This window comes from Butyrivibrio fibrisolvens (assembly GCF_023206215.1).
In the GTDB taxonomy this organism is placed as follows: Bacteria; Bacillota; Clostridia; order Lachnospirales; family Lachnospiraceae; genus Butyrivibrio; species Butyrivibrio fibrisolvens_C.
The window spans coordinates 1841672-1859615 of sequence record NZ_CP065800.1; the positions used below are offsets into that span (position 1 = coordinate 1841672).

The 17944-nt window shown below is 39.9% G+C and carries 12 protein-coding genes; all 12 read left to right on the forward strand.

The annotated features are described in order from the left end of the window. The first annotated feature begins 1 nt into the window (after window position 1). The 12 genes from scfB (at window position 2) to pknB (ending at window position 17944) form a co-directional block, all read left to right on the forward strand. Complete coding sequence (gene scfB, locus I7804_RS07605; RefSeq protein ID WP_027204311.1) at window positions 2–1453, forward strand: thioether cross-link-forming SCIFF peptide maturase; 1452 nt, start codon at window positions 2–4, stop codon at window positions 1451–1453. A gap of 14 nt (window positions 1454–1467) precedes the next feature. Beyond that, on the forward strand, window positions 1468–3744 hold the full coding sequence (gene secD, locus I7804_RS07610) for a protein translocase subunit SecD (RefSeq protein ID WP_248405762.1): 2277 nt from the start codon (window positions 1468–1470) through the stop codon (window positions 3742–3744). A 195-nt stretch (window positions 3745–3939) separates the two neighbouring features. Next, window positions 3940–5760 carry a single-stranded-DNA-specific exonuclease RecJ gene (gene recJ / locus I7804_RS07615; RefSeq protein WP_022759564.1) on the forward strand — a complete coding sequence of 607 codons (1821 nt, stop codon included), beginning with the start codon at window positions 3940–3942 and terminating at the stop codon, window positions 5758–5760. Window positions 5761–5811: 51 nt separating this feature from the next. Next, window positions 5812–7302, forward strand: a complete 1491-nt coding sequence (locus I7804_RS07620; protein ID WP_248405764.1) for a UDP-N-acetylmuramoyl-L-alanyl-D-glutamate--2,6-diaminopimelate ligase — start codon at window positions 5812–5814, stop codon at window positions 7300–7302. A gap of 468 nt (window positions 7303–7770) precedes the next feature. Further along, window positions 7771–10158, forward strand: a complete 2388-nt coding sequence (priA, locus tag I7804_RS07625) for a replication restart helicase PriA (RefSeq protein WP_248405766.1) — start codon at window positions 7771–7773, stop codon at window positions 10156–10158. 70 nt (window positions 10159–10228) lie between these two features. Further along, a complete protein-coding gene (gene def / locus I7804_RS07630; protein ID WP_022755446.1) occupies window positions 10229–10720 on the forward strand; it encodes a peptide deformylase in 492 nt (163 codons plus the stop codon). Continuing rightward, window positions 10720–11649: a methionyl-tRNA formyltransferase gene (fmt, locus tag I7804_RS07635; protein WP_248405768.1), complete on the forward strand. Its 930-nt coding sequence runs from the start codon at window positions 10720–10722 to the stop codon at window positions 11647–11649. The genes def and fmt overlap by 1 nt, the downstream gene beginning before the upstream one ends. Window positions 11650–11753: 104 nt before the next feature. After that, window positions 11754–12443, forward strand: a complete 690-nt coding sequence (locus I7804_RS07640) for a zinc metallopeptidase (protein ID WP_022755448.1) — start codon at window positions 11754–11756, stop codon at window positions 12441–12443. Further along, complete coding sequence (gene rsmB, locus I7804_RS07645; RefSeq protein WP_248405770.1) at window positions 12443–13846, forward strand: 16S rRNA (cytosine(967)-C(5))-methyltransferase RsmB; 1404 nt, start codon at window positions 12443–12445, stop codon at window positions 13844–13846. The genes I7804_RS07640 and rsmB overlap by 1 nt, the downstream gene beginning before the upstream one ends. Before the next feature lie 181 nt (window positions 13847–14027). Then, entirely contained in the window at window positions 14028–15110 is a 1083-nt protein-coding gene (rlmN, locus tag I7804_RS07650) for a 23S rRNA (adenine(2503)-C(2))-methyltransferase RlmN (RefSeq protein WP_282570503.1), read from the forward strand. Between the two features lie 48 nt (window positions 15111–15158). After that, window positions 15159–15899, forward strand: a complete 741-nt coding sequence (locus I7804_RS07655; protein ID WP_022755451.1) for a Stp1/IreP family PP2C-type Ser/Thr phosphatase — start codon at window positions 15159–15161, stop codon at window positions 15897–15899. Continuing rightward, entirely contained in the window at window positions 15896–17944 is a 2049-nt protein-coding gene (gene pknB, locus I7804_RS07660) for a Stk1 family PASTA domain-containing Ser/Thr kinase (RefSeq protein ID WP_248405772.1), read from the forward strand. The genes I7804_RS07655 and pknB overlap by 4 nt, the downstream gene beginning before the upstream one ends.

The following is a 17944-nucleotide window of genomic DNA, read 5'->3' on the forward strand; positions in this document are numbered from 1 at the left end:
AATGGTACATTTATTTAAAAATAATGGTTATAACATCGTTCTTGATGTGAACAGCGGCAGTGTTCATGTAGTTGATGAGATTGTATATGATCTTATTCCTTCAGTAGAAGAGATTCTCAAAGGAATGTTTGGTACAGCTCAGATTCCTGATGAAGAAGAGAATGGTGAAGTTAGTAAAGAGCTCCTTGAAGAAGTATCCAAGAGTATTATTATAAAGGGTACAACATATCCTGAGAGCGAAGTGGCAGAGGCTGTAGAAGAGATCCTTTCATTAAGACAGGCTGGACAGCTTTATACAGATGATATATATGAGAATTATGTAGAAGAGTTTAAGACTCGCGATACAGTAATTAAAGCTTTATGCCTTAATATAGCGCATGATTGCAATCTTCGTTGCAAATATTGTTTTGCAGATGAGGGAGAATATCATGGTCGTAAGGCTATGATGACATTTGAAGTCGGTAAGGCTGCACTTGATTTCCTTGTTAAGAATTCAGGTAATCGTCATAACCTTGAGGTTGATTTCTTTGGCGGTGAGCCTCTTATGAACTGGGAAGTTGTAAAACAGATCGTAGAGTATGGCCGTAGCATTGAAAAAGAAGCTGGTAAGAATTTCAGATTCACAATTACGACTAATGGTACTCTTCTTACTCAGGAGATACTTGATTATTGCAACAAAGAGATGGGTAATATAGTTCTCTCGATTGATGGACGTAAGGAAGTCAATGACAAGATGAGACCTAATGCTGCCGGTCATGGAATGTATGATGTGATCGTTCCTAAATATCTTAAAGTTGCAGAGTCCAGACATCAGCTTAGATATTTCGTTAGAGGTACATTTACTCATAACAACCTTGATTTCTCTGAAGATGTTAAGCATCTTGCAGATCTTGGCTTTAAGCAGATTTCAATGGAGCCTGTAGTTGCAAAGCCGGAAGATTGGTATGCTATTAAAGAAGAAGATCTTCCAAAGCTTAAGGAAGAGTATGATAAGCTTGCAAAGATTTACCTTCAGTATCGCAAAGAAGGTAAAGGATTCAATTTCTTCCACTTCAATATTGATCTTTCAGGTGGACCTTGCGTAGCTAAGCGTCTTTCAGGATGTGGAAGTGGTTGTGAATATGTAGGCGTTACACCTTGGGGTGACATCTATCCTTGTCATCAGTTCGTAGGTAACGAAGATTTTATTATGGGTAATGTCTTTGAAGGAATCAAACGTACTGATATTCAGCAGAAGTTTAAAGAGAGTAACGTATACTCAAGACCTGAGTGTCAGAAGTGCTTTGCAAGATACTATTGCAGTGGTGGATGTAGTGCTAACGCCTATAATTTCAATGGAGAAATCAACACAGTATATAAAGAAGGTTGTGAACTTCAACGTAAGCGCATAGAATGTGCGATTATGATAAAAGCGGCACTTGCTGAAGAAGCAGATGCCAAAAACGTGGGTTAACGGAGGTTATTAAAATGAAAAAGTTAAAGCAAGTACTGCCATTAGTTGTTGTACTGGCTGTACTGGTCGGATTGTTCTACGTTGCCTGGCATGGAGTTGGGGAAACACGTGATGGCTCTATGCACGACATCAATTTCGGTCTCGATCTAGCTGGTGGTGTCAGCATTACTTACCAGGTAGCCGGTGAAAATGGTGGAACACCTACAACTCAGGAGATGGATGATACTGTATCAAAGCTTTCAAAGCGTGTAGCTTCTGAACTTAATACTACAGAAGCTTCTGTTTACAAAGAAGGTTCTGATCGTATCACAGTAGAGATTCCAGGTGCTACAGATGAGATTTTCGAAACACTTTCAACACCAGGTAATCTGTATTTCATTCGTGAGTACAATGATCAGGGAACTCCTAACTATTATGATCCCTATGGTATGGGATACTCAGCATTCTATATGCTTTCTGATGGTGTAACAGTTGAGTCTCTTCAAGCTAGTGGAGATATCGTTCTTTCAGGAGAAGATATTGCTGATGCACAGGCCGGTGTTGACAATTCTGGAACAGGTTCTGAGTATATCGTAGAGCTTACACTTACATCTGAAGGTGCTAAGAAGTTCGCTACAGCTACAGAAGCAGCTTATGCTAACGGATGGACTATTGGTATCTACTATGATGGCGCATTTATTAGTGTTCCAAGAGTGCAGGCTGTTATATCAGACGGTAAGGCTTCAATCACAGGTATGAGTTCATATGAAGCTGCAGAAAACCTCGCATCTACAATTCGTATTGGTGGACTTGATGTATCTCTTACAGAACTTCGTGCTAATGTCGTAGGAGCTCAGCTTGGTGCCAGTGCTATTCATACAAGTAAGATTGCAGCTATCATTGGTCTTGCTCTCATCGTTCTGTTTATGATCATCATCTTCAGGATCCTTGGTGTAGCAGCATCAATGGCTCTTGGTTTTTACTGCTGCTTCATGGTAATACTTCTTTCAGCATTTGATATAACACTTACTCTTCCTGGTATTGCAGGTATCATTCTTTCAATCGGTATGGCGGTTGATGCTAACGTTCTTGTATTTGCTCGTATCAGAGAAGAAATTGCTAACGGCAGCGCTGTAGATAAGGCAATGAAAGCCGGATATTCCAAGGCTCTTTCAGCTATCCTTGATGGAAATATTACAACACTTATTGCTGCCGGAGTTCTTGGACTTCGTGGAACAGGTACAGTAAGAGGTTTCGCTATAACTCTTGCACTTGGTATAGTTATTTCCATGTTCACAGCACTTTTTGTAACAAGAGGAATTTCTGCACTCCTTTATAACCTTGGATTTAAGACTGAATCTTTCTATGGTAAGGCTAAAGCTCCTAAGAAGATTGACTTTGTATCTAAGAGGAATATCTTCTATGCGATTTCTGTTCTTATAATCGTATGTGGTATAGGTACATGTGTATATAATCACACAGCAGGTAATCATGCTTTCAACTATTCAATTGACTTTGTAGGTGGTACAGCTACAACAGTTACTTTCGAAGATGGCAAGACTCCTTCAGTAGAAGATCTTGAAAGCTCAATTGAACCAGCTATTATTTCAGCAGCATCTGCTGCAGATGCAAACCTTAAGAACCTGTCAATATCACATCAGATTGTTAATGATCAGGATCAGGTAGTATTTAAGACACAGTCTCTTTCAACAGATGCTTCACAGGCTGTTAATGAACTTCTTACAACAACCTATGGTGCAACAGATGTTACATACGAGACAATCAGTGCTACAATAAGTGATGAGATGACAAGTGATGCAAGCTGGGCAACAGTTATAGCTCTTATCCTTATGCTTATCTATATCTATTTCAGATTTAGAGATATTCGCTTTGGTGCAAGTGCCATCATCGCTCTTGCTCACGATGCTATCATGGTTATCATGTGCTATGCATTCACAAGACTTGAAGTTGGAAGCACATTTATTGCTGTAGTTCTTACTATTATCGGTTACTCTATCAACGATACAATCGTTACATTTGACCGTATCCGTGAGAACCAGCATGGCCTTCGTAATCAGGAGCAGCTTAAAGAGCTGGTCAATGAATCTGTTAACCAGACTCTTACTAGATCACTGTTTACATCTATCACAACATTCATCATGGTACTTTGCCTGTATGTAGTAGGTGTTCAGGATATTAAGACCTTCGCACTTCCTCTTATGGTTGGTGTAGTAAGTGGTACATATTCTTCTATCTGCATTGCATCACAGCTTTGGTTCTCTATGAAGAAGAAAAGTGTAGAAAAGGCTTAATCTTTTTAGAAAACTATTCAGACTGCAGGAAGTTAGAGCTTTCTGCAGTCTATTTTATTGCTTGGCATGAAGTTTGAATCATATATCTATTGTATTGCTTAGCATGAAGTCTGAATCATATATCTATACTATTGCTTAACATGAAGTCTGAATCATATATCTATTTTTAAGAATATTAAAAAGGGTGCTTTATAAATGTCAAAATGGATGATTGCAGCTAAGAAGGCTGATTTTAATAAAATAGCAAAAGACTTTAATATAAGTCCTATTACAGCCAGACTGTTAAGGAATCGAGGGCTGGTTGATCTGGAAGATATCAGAAGATATCTTTTTGGAGGGCGTGAAGACTTAAGGGATGCCCATGATCTTACTGATATAGAAAAGGCTGCATGTATTATGAGGGACAGGATTGATGCCGGATGTAAGATCAGAATTATCGGTGACTATGATGTGGATGGAATATGTTCTTCCTATATTCTATGGGCTGGTCTTAACTTTGCTGCAAAGGGTTCTAAAGCTTCCAGTGCAACTGAAACGATTATAGACTACAGGCTTCCGGATAGGATCAAAGACGGATATGGTCTTAACGAAAGGCTTGTTAGAGAAGCTGTAGATGACAATATCGATACTATAATTACTTGCGATAATGGTATAGCTGCATATAATGAGGTAGCTTTAGCCAAAGAGCTGGGTCTTACAATAGTTGTGACTGATCATCATGAAGTTCCGATATCTAAAGAAGGTGATGAAGAAGTACAGATCCTTCCTCCGGCTGATGCAGTCGTAGATCCCAAGAGACATGACTGCAATGTAACATTTAAGGAGATATGTGGAGGAGTCGTAGCTTATAAATTCATTCAGATTCTTTTTGAACAATATGAAAAGTCAGGATGGAATCATGCACCTTTAATGGTAGAAGATTTCTATAATGAGATGCTTGAATTTGCAGCTCTTTCAACAGTATGTGATGTCATGCCTATAGAAGATGAGAACAGAGTATTTGTCAAAGAAGGTCTTAGACAGATGGAGAATTCTCACAATCTGGGACTTAGAAGTCTTATTAATGTCAATGGCCTTCTTGGAAGCAAGATGACAGGTTATCATCTTGGCTTTGTGATAGGTCCTTGCCTTAATGCAACTGGAAGACTTGACAGTGCTATGAGAGGACTTGATCTTCTGACAGCATCAAATGAGATGACAGCAGTTAATATTGCAGGAGATCTTAAAGCGCTTAATGATAGCAGGAAGACCATGACTCAAAAAGGTGTAGATCTTGCTACGCAGGAGATGGATAAGTATGGCAAAGATATACCTAAAGTCATAGTTTTGTATCAGCCGGATCTCCATGAGTCTATAGCCGGAATAGTTGCTGGAAGAGTTAGAGAGAAGTATTCAAGGCCTACTATTGTACTTACCAATGCCAAAGAAGGCGCAAAGGGAAGCGGAAGATCTACAGAGAATTATGATATGTTCAGAGAATTATCTGAATGTAAAGACCTATTTACTAAATTCGGTGGACACAAGATGGCTGCCGGGTTATCTCTTGCAATTGATAACATAGAAGAACTCAGACAAAGACTCAATGCTAACTGTACACTTTCAGAAGAAGATTTCGTAGAAGTAAAGCATCTGGATATGATACTTCCTCTTCAGTATTTAAGCATTCCGCTTATCAAAGAGTTCGATATCCTCGAGCCTTTTGGTAATGGTAATGATAAGCCTTCCTTTGCCGCGCGTGATATAAGGATAAGATCAGGCCGCATTATGGGCAAGAATAAAAACTGCGGCAAATACAAGATTTTAGATGCTGATGGCAGAGAATACGAAATGGTATATTTTGGCAATATGGAAAAATGGCACGATTTCCTAACAGAGCGATATGGAAATGCAATAATAGATGCGTTATATAATAATAGTGTAAATACGGACATCGTCCTGAATATAGCATATTATCCTGATATCAATACATGGCAGGGTAGAGAGAGCTTGCAGATTGTTATGACAGACTTCTGCTGATCAATACAAAATGGCTGCAAGATAACAATAACAAAAATAGGAGATACACTTATGAAGCTTGAGAGTTTGCTTTCTAAATTAGAATATAAAGCATATGAAGGTAATACCGGAAGGGAAGCTGATATCTCTGATATAGAGATAAAGTCAGTTGTAAATAATTCTAAAAAAATTGAAGAAGGTTGCTTCTTTATGTGCATAAAGGGAGCAAACTTTGACGGTCATAGTGTTTCAAAAGAGGCTGCTGATAAAAAAGCTGCAGCGATCCTTGTACAGGATGATGTGGAACTTCCGGACGGTTGCACAATGCCTGTGATCAAAGTTAAGGACACTAGATATGCAATGGCATTTATTTCAGCAGCATGGTTTGGAAATCCTGCACAGAGCCTTAAAACAATAGGTATAACAGGTACTAAAGGTAAGACTACTACAACATATCTTATAAAGAGTATGCTTGAAAATGCAGGTCATAAAGTAGGTCTTATCGGAACTATTGAAGTTATAATAGGAGATAAACATATTCCTGCCAAGAATACAACTCCGGAATCATATGATCTTCAGGAGTACATGAGACAGATGGTAGATGAAGGATGTGATAGCCTTGTTATGGAAGTATCATCTCAGGCGCTTATGCAGTACAGAAGTCAGGGATTTGTATATGACCTTGGACTTTTCACTAACATAGAACCTGATCATATCGGCCCTAATGAACATAAGGATTTTGAAGACTATATGCACTGCAAGGGCCTTTTGTTTAAGCAATGTAAAGTTGGTATTGCTAATGCAGATGATGAGCACATGGAGAAGGTTGTTGAAGGTCATACCTGCAAGCTTGAAACCTTTGGATTCTCTGAAAAATCTGACCTTAGAGCTATCAACCTTGCATATATCAGAAAACCGGGACAGCTTGGAGTATTCTTTGATACAGAGGGACTTATAGAGCTTCATGCAGAAGTTCGTACACCTGGTAAATTCTCAGTTTATAATGCGCTATGCGCAATAGCAGTTGCCAGACATTTTGGCTGCACTGATGAAGAGATAACAAGTGCTCTTAAGAATGCAAAAGTCAAAGGTCGTATCGAGATGGTCAAGGTATCAGATGATTTTACTCTCATGATCGACTATGCTCACAATGCAATGGCACTTAAGAGTCTTCTGTCAACACTTAAGGATTATCGCCCTAACAGGCTTGTATGTCTATTTGGATGTGGCGGCAACAGATCCAAGCTTCGTCGCTATGAGATGGGTGAAGTCAGTGGCAGATTAGCTGATCTTACTATCATTACTTCTGATAATCCACGGTTTGAAGAGCCTCTTGATATCATTCATGATATTGAGACAGGTATGAAGAAGACTGATGGTAAGTATGTTGAGATCCCTGATAGAAAAGAAGCTATCGCTTATGCAATAGATAATGCCCAGAAGGGTGATATCATCATTCTGGCAGGTAAAGGTCATGAAGATTATCAGGAGATCAAGGGAGTCAAGTATCCCATGGATGAGAGAGATCTTATAGCTGATATAATGAAAGAGCGCAGCTTATAAGTGTATTACAACTAACTACTTATGAAAATGCCACTTGCCATTTATCCAATACCCTATGAAAGTATTAAATAACTGACACAAGGCATTTGGGGGAGTCTTTAAAAAAGCTTTATACAATTCTTATAAATGGAGAGCAGGAAAAAAGATCCTGTTTCTCCATTTTTTAACCTCATGTCGCGAGCAAAGCGAGTGACTAATGGTTCAAATTGGTGGAGTTCGCGACACCAATTTGGGTTTGAAAGTGGAACACTTTCAAACTTATAATTCCAGAAGATTTATTTAGTGCGATGTTTTTTCGTATTTGATTAAAATGAATGAGTCAGTACACTGCGCTATATTCTACAATAGATTCTTTTTGTGAAATTATGTAAGTAAGATGTCCTGGTGTCTGATATAATAAATTCGGCTTTTATATGAGTCATATAATGAATTCGACTCAAAAGATTAATTTGAATACATGAGGTTATAATGGATATTCCAACAGAATCTAATCTGATATTTGCTAAAATAATAATAGATATATCTCATGAACAGGTCGACAGAACCTTCTGTTATAAGATTCCCGATCATCTTCGCGGAAGTATAGATATAGGAACCTGCGTACTTGTACCTTTTGGAAGAGGCAATAATGTACGTACAGGTTATGTTATGGAGCTAACGGACACAGCAGATTTTGATCCTGATAAGATCAAGGAGATAAAAGGTATTGCTACTGAGAATCTGCCGGCAGAGGATGTGTTTATAAAACTTGCTGTATGGATGAAGCAAAGGTATGGCTCTACCATGTATGCAGCTCTTAAGACAGTACTTCCTGCACATAAGAAGCAGGCCGCTCTAAAGCATAAATATATATCGCTAAAAATGGCTGAGCGTGAGGCTAGAGAGTATTTTTATGAATGCAAGTCCAAAAACAGGAAAGCGCAGGAAAGGCTCCTTTCTGAGCTTTTGTCGGAGCCTGGTGAAAGGATACCTTATGAGCTTGTAACAGGTAAACTCAACATTTCTGCTGCTACGATCAGAAGCCTTAAGGATAAAGGCATTATAAGCGTAACAGAAGAAGAATATTACAGGAATCCTGTAAACATAAGTGAAGTAACAGCAAAGAAGCTGAATCTTTCGGATGAGCAACAATACGTAGTTGATAAGGTCATGAATGATTATGATGACAATATCAGGAAGACCTATCTGCTTCATGGGATCACAGGAAGCGGTAAAACTGAAGTCTATATTCGTTTGATCGAAAAGATCATAGAGCGTGGCAAGCAGGCGATAGTTCTGATTCCTGAAATCTCACTGACCTATCAGACCCTGATGAGATTTTATCGTCACTTTGGAGACAGAGTATCAGTTATGAATTCGACTCTTTCACCGGGTGAAAAATTTGATCAGTTTGAAAGGGCAAGAAACGGACAGCTTGATATTATAATAGGTCCTCGTTCAGCTCTTTTTACTCCATTTAGTAATCTTGGGCTTATAATAATAGATGAGGAACATGAGCCTGCATATAAATCGGAGCAGATGCCAAAGTATCATGCAAGGGAAGCTGCTATAGAGCTGGCAAGACTTGTCAAAGGAGGCGCAAGCGTAGTACTTGGAAGTGCGACGCCTTCTCTTGAAGCTTATTACAAAGCTATTACAGGTGAATTCGAACTATTTGAACTCACCAAAAGACTTACCGGCGGAACACTTCCTGAAGTAGAATGCGTTGATCTAAGAGATGAGCTTAGAAGCGGTAACAGGTCTATTTTTTCAAGAAGTCTTAGAGAGGGAATAGAGGATAGGCTCCAAAGACATGAACAGCTTATGCTCTTCATAAACAGAAGGGGACTTGCCGGATTTGTATCCTGCAGAAGCTGCGGACATGTGTTTAAATGCCCGCACTGCGATGTATCTTTGTCAGAGCATAAAGGGGGACGTCTGGTATGCCACTACTGCGGATATTCGGAACCTGTAACAAGAATCTGCCCTGAATGCGGATCTAAGTATGTATCAGCCTTTAGAGCTGGTACCCAGCAGATAGAAAAGGAAGTGTTAAAATATTGGCCGCAGGCCAGAGTCCTAAGAATGGATGCGGATACGACCAGAACAAAAGACTCCTATCAGAAGATACTGACAGCATTTTCTAATGAAGAAGCCGATATTCTTATAGGAACGCAGATGATAGTTAAGGGACATGACTTTCCTAAGGTTACACTTGTAGGCGTTCTGGCTGCTGATATGTCTCTATATGCCAATGACTACAGGGCAGCAGAGAGAACTTTCCAGTTACTGACTCAGGCAGCAGGAAGGGCTGGAAGGGGCAAACTTCCCGGCAAAGTAATCGTGCAGAGTTATCAGCCTGATCACTATGCCATACAGACAGCTGCTAGGCAGGATTATAACGCGTTTTATGATGAAGAGATTGCATATAGAAGACTTCTTGCATATCCTCCTGTAGCGCATATGATGGCAGTACAGATAACTTCAAGATATGAAGACAGCGGTATTAGCTTTGCAAACAGACTTAGGACTATTCTGGAACAACCTGTTGTTGCAGGAATTGGCACTGAAGATGCTATGTTTAATGCTTCTTATAACCACAGACATAATTTGGATACAGGTAATGATACAATGTCTGCTTACGTTAATGGAAGCCTTATGGAAAGCGCAAAAACGGTGATCATAGGACCTGCTGCAGCTAATATATCAAAAATTAATGATGTTTTCAGATTTGTTATATATGTTAAGTCGGCGGATTATGCTATATTAACTAGGATGAAGGACAAAATCGAACGATATACCGCTAGACTTATAGAAGCTGGACAATACCGCGGATATTCGGTACAATTTGATTTTGACCCTATAAACGGGTTCTAATGATATTTTTATTAACAACTAATGTTTTAGTATGTGCAAAAGTGCTGCACAGATTATTTGGAGGTATAAAATGGCAATAAGACAGATTCGTGAATTTGGTGATGATGTACTTGAAAAAAAGTGCAAGCCTGTCAGAGAGATGACAGATTCAATACAGGAACTTATCGATGATATGTTCGAAACAATGTATGAAGCAAACGGTGTCGGACTTGCAGCTCCTCAGGTTGGTATTCTTAAAAGAATCATGGTCATCGACTGCACAGGTGAAGACCCATTTGTATTTATCAATCCTGAAATACTTGAGACAAGCGGAGAGCAGACCGGATACGAGGGATGCCTTTCAATCCCGGGTAAGAGCGGCGTTGTGACAAGACCTAATTATGTAAGAGTTAAAGCTCTTGACCGTGACATGAACGAGTTCGAGCTTGAAGCAGAAGAGCTCTTTGCACGTGCAATATGCCATGAATGTGAACACCTTGATGGACATATGTATGTAGAAAAGGTTGCCGGCGGAGTAGAAGGACTTGTAGATAACGAAGAACTTTATAAGGACGAAAACTAATGAAAATAGTATATATGGGAACTCCTGATTTTGCTGCATATGCACTTAAAAAGCTCTATGAAGCAGGACAGGAAATAAAATGTGTTGTCACACAACCTGACAAACCAAAAGGAAGAAGCGGTAAGCTCGTATGCTCTCCTGTTAAGGAATTTGCTCTTGAAAAAAATCTTCCGGTATATCAGCCAGAAAAGATAAAGGCAGCAGATAGTGTTGCATATCTTAAAAATATAGAGGCAGATCTGTATGTAGTAGCAGCTTTTGGACAGATACTGTCTCAGGAGGTTCTTGATATTCCAAGGTTTGGATGTGTTAATATACATGCATCACTCCTTCCTAAGTACAGAGGAGCAGCTCCTATTCAACAGGCACTTCTTGATGGCAACAAAGAGACCGGTGTAACACTCATGCAGATGAATGCAGGGATGGATACAGGTGATATCCTCATGCAGGAAAGTCTTGAGATCACTGATGAGGATACAGCAGGTACTCTTTTTGACAAGCTTATGGAACTTGGCGGCGATATGATAGTAAGAGCTGTTCCCAAGATAGAAAAAGGCGAACTTACACCTGTGCCTCAGGATAATGATAAGGCAACCAAAGTTGGTAAGTTTACAAAAGAGATGGGACTGATTGACTGGACCAGGGATGCAGCATATATAGACAGACTTATAAGAACTATGGATCCATGGCCAAGTGCGTATACACATATGGGAGATAAGACTCTTAAGATCTGGAAGGCAAGACCTGTTGATAAGACATCTGATGCAAAGGCCGGCGAAGTATTTGAAGTATCCAAAAATACATTTATGGTAGCAACAGGCAAAGGAAGTCTTGAAGTTCATGAAGTTCAGCTTGAAGGCAAAAAGCGTATGCCGGCAGGTGATTTCATGAGAGGAAGCCATCTGGAAGCAGGCCAGCTTTTTAATTGATAGAAGATAATAAGTCAGCATAAAAAATAAAAGACTTAAGATTAAATCTTTACATGATAATATGACTCGTGACCGTAGATATAGAGTCATAAGGAGGTATTATAATGGGTTATTATTATTTTGACTGGACATATATTCTTGTAATCGCCGGAGCGCTTCTAAGTCTTCTGGCAAGCTGGAATGTAAAATCGTCATACAACAGATATGCAAGGATTGCTAATATGCGAGGACTCACAGGCGCAGAAGCAGCAAGACGCATCCTGGAAGCCAACAATGTGATGAACGTTCAGGTACAGCATGTAAGAGGAGAACTTACAGACCATTATGATCCGAGAACACAGACAGTTAACCTTTCTGATTCTGTCTACAATTCTACATCTGTTGCGGCGCTTGGCGTAGCAGCACATGAGTGCGGACATGTAATGCAGCATGAGACAGGATATGTTCCGCTTCAGATCCGAACAGCTCTGGTACCGGCTGCCAACATCGGATCAAGATTTGGTATATATATTGTAATACTTGGACTTATACTTGCATTTGAGCCGTTAACAACTATAGGAATCTGGGTATTCTCACTTGCAGTTTTATTCCAGATAGTAACACTTCCTGTAGAATTCGACGCATCAAGAAGAGCACTTTCAATGCTTGAAGGCTACGGAATGATGGGACAGGAAGAAGTTGGCGGAGCAAGGAAAGTACTCACCGCAGCAGCTCTTACATATGTTGCAGCAGCCGCTGCATCTGTGATGAGTCTTGTTAGACTCCTTATACTTAGAGACAACAGAAGAAGATAATGATTAGTGAAAGAGAAATAGCACTTGATATAATAATGGAAACAGATAAGGGAGATGCATCGCACTCCCTTATTCGTGATGTTCTGGGAAAATATGACTATCTGGAGCCCAGGCAGAAAGCTTTTATCAAAAAGCTGGCCCAGGGAAGTCTTGAACGTCGTATAACACTTGATTATATAACAGATAGCTTTGCAAGTGTCAAAACTGCAAAGCAAAAGCCACTCATAAGAAGTCTTCTTAGGATGAGTGTGTATCAGATTTTCTATATGGATCAGGTTCCTGACAGCGCTGCGATCAACGAAGCAGTTAATCTGGCAGGCAAAAGAGGATTTAAGAATCTCAAGGGATTTGTAAATGGTGTTCTTAGAAATATCTCAAGGCAGAAGGATAAGATAACCTTTCCTGCGCCTTCAAAAAAGGATAAAAAAAGTCAGATCACCAGCCTTTCTGTAACCTATTCCATGCCAGAGTTTATATGTGATCTTTTCCTTAAAAATTATGGATACGATCAGACAGAAGACATTCTTAAAGCTTTTTTAAATCCGCGTCCTGTAACCATCAGGATGGACGAGAGACTGTCCAAGGAGGAAATGAAAAGACTTGCAGACTCTATGATAGAGGAATCCGGAGACAATTTTGCTATCAAGCAGCATGAACTTCTGCCATATGCATATGAGCTGACACACACAGATAATATCCAGTATCTGCCAGGTTATGAAGAAGGCAACTGGATGGTTCAGGACGTTAGCTCGATGCTTGTAAGTGAAGTTGCAGGCCTTAAAAAAGGAGATGTCGTAATAGATGTGTGCAGTGCTCCCGGAGGTAAAGCCTTGCATGCTGCAGCTAAGCTTGCAGCATTGGAAAAAAACGCTGAGCCCTGTGACGAAAAACCTCATGTCTATTCCCGGGATCTTACTGGCTTTAAGACAAGAATAATCGAGGAAAATGTTGATAGAATGGGGCTTTCTGATATCGTGACTGTTGAAGTTCATGATGCTTTGGAACATGATGAAGCTTTTGAAAATAAAGCTGACGTTCTGTACTGCGATCTGCCATGTTCAGGTCTTGGAATTATAGGAAGAAAGGCCGATATAAAGTATGGAGCATCCCAAAAGTCACTTAAATCGCTCTCTTGTTTACAGCAAAAGATCCTTGAAAATGTCTGGAATTATGTAAAACCGGGCGGAATCATGATGTATTCGACCTGTACTATCAACCCTTATGAGAATGAGAAGATGGTTGATTATATCTGTGAGAATCTGCCCTTTGAAAGAGTGGATATTACTATGTCTGTTCCTTCTGCGCTTAGAAATGAAGAAAGCCTTTCAAAAGGATACCTTCAGCTTCTGCCTGGAGTATACGATACAGACGGATTCTTTTTGGCTAAGCTTAGAAGAGTCTGAATACATGATCTGATATCCAGAACATAATAAGATTGTGATATGAATACAAGCGATTAGTTAAGAATATCAGCTTTAAAGTAATATAGAATAGAAGAGGTAAGTTAAGGATATCAGCTTTAAAGTAATATAGAATAATGGGATTAAAAGTAATATGAGCATTATCCCAAAATAGGAAAAAGTAATGAATGATAGTAATATAGACAACAACATAGATAACAAAATATCAGATACACTTCCTGATATAAAATCAATGCCTCTTCCAGAGCTTACACAAGCTATCATAAGCCTTGGCGAACCTAAGTTTCGTGCCAAGCAGCTTTATGAATGGATGCACAAAAAGATGGCAGGAAGCTATGATGAGATGACCAATATACCAAAGTCTCTCAAAGAAAAGCTTAAAGTTTCGTATTCCTATACATCGCTAAAAGTAGTAGATGTTCAGGAATCTAAGCTTGATGAGACCAAGAAATTTCTCTTCGGACTTTCTGATGGCAATGTCATCGAAAGCGTATTTATGAAGTATAAGTTTGGTTGTAGCGTATGTATATCATCTCAGGTTGGATGCCGTATGGGATGCAGATTCTGTGCTTCTACTATAGACGGCGTAGTAAGATCCTTGATGCCAGGAGAGATGCTGGATCAGATATATGCAATTTCCAGGATCACAGGACAGAAGATATCTCACGTAGTAGTAATGGGTTCAGGTGAGCCACTTGATAACTATGACAATCTACTGGTATTTATACGTATGCTTACAGGTGAAGATGGTATGAACATGAGTCAGAGGAATCTGACTGTGTCTACATGCGGCCTTGTTCCTAAGATCAGAGAGCTTGCAGGAGAACATTTTTCTATCAATCTTGCCCTGTCTTTACATGCTTCAAATCAGGAGAAGAGACAGAAACTTATGCCTATAGCCAATAAGTATGAGCTTTCTGATGTTATTGATGCCTGTCGCTATTATTTTAATGAAACCGGAAGACAGCTTACATTTGAGTATTCGCTTGTAGCCGGAGTTAATGATACTACGGAAGATGCCCAGAAACTGTCAGAACTTTTAAAAGGTCTTAATGCAATAGTAAACCTTATCCCTGTAAATCCTATCAAAGAGCGTGACTTTGCGGCTCCGACACGGGAGAATGCCCTTGCTTTCAAAAATAAACTTGAAAAAAGCGGAATAAATGTTACTATAAGAAGGGAAATGGGCAGGGATATTGACGGTGCATGCGGACAGCTTCGCAGAAGACACCTTAACGAAAATTGACCTGCTAATTTTAATCTCGGCTCAATTACGGCCGGATGGAGGAGTATCTTGATCAAATCGTTTTCCATAACTGACATTGGAAAAGAACGCGAGCTGAACCAGGATTATGTATTTGAATCCCAAGAGAGAATTGGAAATCTGTCCAATCTCTTTATTGTTGCCGATGGTATGGGAGGACATAATGCAGGAGATTATGCGTCACGTTTCAGTGTGAATAAAATAGTTGAAGGAATAGAAGGCTCTTTTGAACAGAGCCCTGTTAAGATTCTGAATCAGTCTATACAGAATGCTAATGCCAAGCTTCGCCGCGTTGCAGAAGAAGATATTAGTATGAAAGGTATGGGAACGACTCTTGTCGCAGCTACTATAATGGGACATTTTCTGCAGGTAGCCAATATCGGAGACAGCAGATTATATATCATAAATGGCGATAATATCAGACAGATTACCAGAGACCATTCTCTTGTTGAAGAGATGGTCAGAATGGGTGGTATCGACAGAGAAGCTGCGCGTAATCACATTGACAAGAATATAATAACCAGAGCTGTAGGAGCTACAGACAAACTGGATATCGACTTTTTCCAGGAAGAGATTAATGCTGGCGATATTATACTGATGTGTTCAGATGGTCTTACCAATATGCTGAGCGATGATGCAATCAGGGATATAGTCAACAGGCAGGGTGAGATAGAGGATAAGGCCCGAGTACTTGTAAATGCTGCCAATGAGAATGGTGGTAAAGACAACATTTCAGTTATCCTTATTGAAATCTCGGAGGAAGATAGATGATTAGAATCGGGATGATCATCGGCGACCGCTATGAAATTCAGGAAAAAATCGGAACTGGCGGAATGTCCGATGTATACAGAGCACTTGATCATAAATTAAATCGTCCTGTTGCAGTCAAGGTACTGAAGCAGGAATTTTCAGAGAACCAGAATTTTGTACAGAAGTTTCGTTCTGAAGCACAGGCAGCAGCTGGCCTGATGCATCCAAATATTGTCAATGTCTATGATGTAGGCAATGATAAGGGAGTCTACTACTTCGTAATGGAGCTTGTAGATGGAATAACTTTAAAGAAATATATTGAAAAGAAATCAAGACTTACAGTCAAGGAAGCTGTAAGTATAGGAATACAGGTCGCAATGGGACTCGATGCTGCTCATAAGAACAACATAGTCCATCGTGACATTAAGCCTCAGAATATCATGATCAGTAAGGACGGCAAGGTCAAGGTTACTGATTTTGGTATAGCCAAGGCTGCGTCCAGTAATACTATTACTTCAAATGTAATGGGATCAGTACATTACACTTCTCCTGAACAGGCAAGAGGTGGTTTTTCTGATGCCAAGAGCGATATCTATTCACTTGGTGTAACCTTGTTTGAGATGGTAACAGGACGTGTTCCTTTTAACGGTGATACAACAGTTGCTATTGCGATAAAGCATATTCAGGAACAGTTCCCGTCTCCTTCTATATATGCTCCGGATCTTCCTATAAGTGTTGAGAAGATAATCCTTAAGTGTTGCCAGAAATCTCCTGATCGCAGATACCAGAATGCTACAGATCTTATTAAGGATCTGAAGCGCTCACTTATCACACCTAATGAAGATTTTGTGGTACTTGTTGATCCTGATGAAGAAGGTGCTACCAGAATAGCATCTGACGATGAGCAGGAGATGATCAGAAATGGTAACCCTCAGGGCGGTAAAACAGGTGAGATGCGCCTAAACGATACCGGCACGATAGGTTCTGATGATCAGATCAAAACTGTAAGGAACAACCGTAATAGCAGGGATATACAGAGCAGCCCTAATTCACAGCGTACATCAAATGACAAGAATTATCGTGATGAGTACGATGAAGGTGATTACGTTTATGACAGATCCTACAGACCCGGCAGCAAGAAAAGGAAAGACGTCAGATCAGACGATAGTCTTGACAAGATAATGATACTTATGGCTGTAGTTGCAGTTGTACTTGTATTTGTTATAATTGCTTTTATTGTAGGTGGACACATGGGGCTTTTTGGGGCAGGTACGACAGGAAGCTCAGCTACCGTTTCGTCTACTCAGGCAGCAGGATCTGATGCATCAGGGATCATAGTTCCTGATGTTGTAGGCATGTCCTACATAGAAGCCAAGACTACCCTTCAGGACAAGGGGTTTAAAGTTGAAAAAGTAGATGATAATGAAAGTTCTGAAGCTAAAAATGTAGTTGTAGCGCAGACTCCGTCAAAGGATACAAGGCAGGCAAGCGGAACTACAGTTACCATAACAGTAAGTACAGGTGCGCATATGGCTGCATCTGATACCGCTTCTTCAGAGTCTAGTGCTAATGAAGTTGTAATGCCTAGTGTTATAGGCCTTGATGAAGCTTCGGCAAGACTTGAGCTCGTGGAGATGGGCTTTTCTAACAGCAATATCAATGTAGTTATGGTCAATAATGAAGATGCTTCACTTACAGATCTTGTGATCAATCAGACTCCTGCCAAGGGAACCAAAGTATCCACAGACTCAACAATCAATCTTGAGGTTTCTGTAGGACCTAAGGCGGCAGCAGCATATGTATTTGTAGGCAATATAGAAGCACCTACAGAGAACACCTATTATACCAGCGGAACTACAGTTAATGTTACGATAACAGCAGCTGACGGAACACTTTTGTTCAGTTCTGCTACAAGTTCTTTTCCTATATCTGTGATACAGAGTCAGAATCAGGCGTACACATCCTCAACAACTGCAACTCTTGAGATGAGTTTTGTAGTCAATACCGAGTCTGGAACTGTGACACAGTCAGTAACAAGGACAGTTTCGCTTACGCAGATGCAATAA

Bases quoted from the DNA above. Each gene is read 5' to 3' on its own strand.
- rsmB (WP_248405770.1), top strand. From the start codon at position 12,443: ATGATTAGTGAAAGAGAAATAGCACTTGATATAATAATGGAAACAGAT.
- priA (WP_248405766.1), top strand. From the start codon at position 7,771: ATGGATATTCCAACAGAATCTAATCTGATATTTGCTAAAATAATAATA.
- scfB (WP_027204311.1), top strand. From the start codon at position 2: ATGGTACATTTATTTAAAAATAATGGTTATAACATCGTTCTTGATGTG.
- fmt (WP_248405768.1), top strand. From the start codon at position 10,720: ATGAAAATAGTATATATGGGAACTCCTGATTTTGCTGCATATGCACTT.
- pknB (WP_248405772.1), top strand. From the start codon at position 15,896: ATGATTAGAATCGGGATGATCATCGGCGACCGCTATGAAATTCAGGAA.
- recJ (WP_022759564.1), top strand. From the start codon at position 3,940: ATGTCAAAATGGATGATTGCAGCTAAGAAGGCTGATTTTAATAAAATA.
- secD (WP_248405762.1), top strand. From the start codon at position 1,468: ATGAAAAAGTTAAAGCAAGTACTGCCATTAGTTGTTGTACTGGCTGTA.
- def (WP_022755446.1), top strand. From the start codon at position 10,229: ATGGCAATAAGACAGATTCGTGAATTTGGTGATGATGTACTTGAAAAA.
- I7804_RS07620 (WP_248405764.1), top strand. From the start codon at position 5,812: ATGAAGCTTGAGAGTTTGCTTTCTAAATTAGAATATAAAGCATATGAA.
- rlmN (WP_282570503.1), top strand. From the start codon at position 14,028: ATGAATGATAGTAATATAGACAACAACATAGATAACAAAATATCAGAT.
- I7804_RS07640 (WP_022755448.1), top strand. From the start codon at position 11,754: ATGGGTTATTATTATTTTGACTGGACATATATTCTTGTAATCGCCGGA.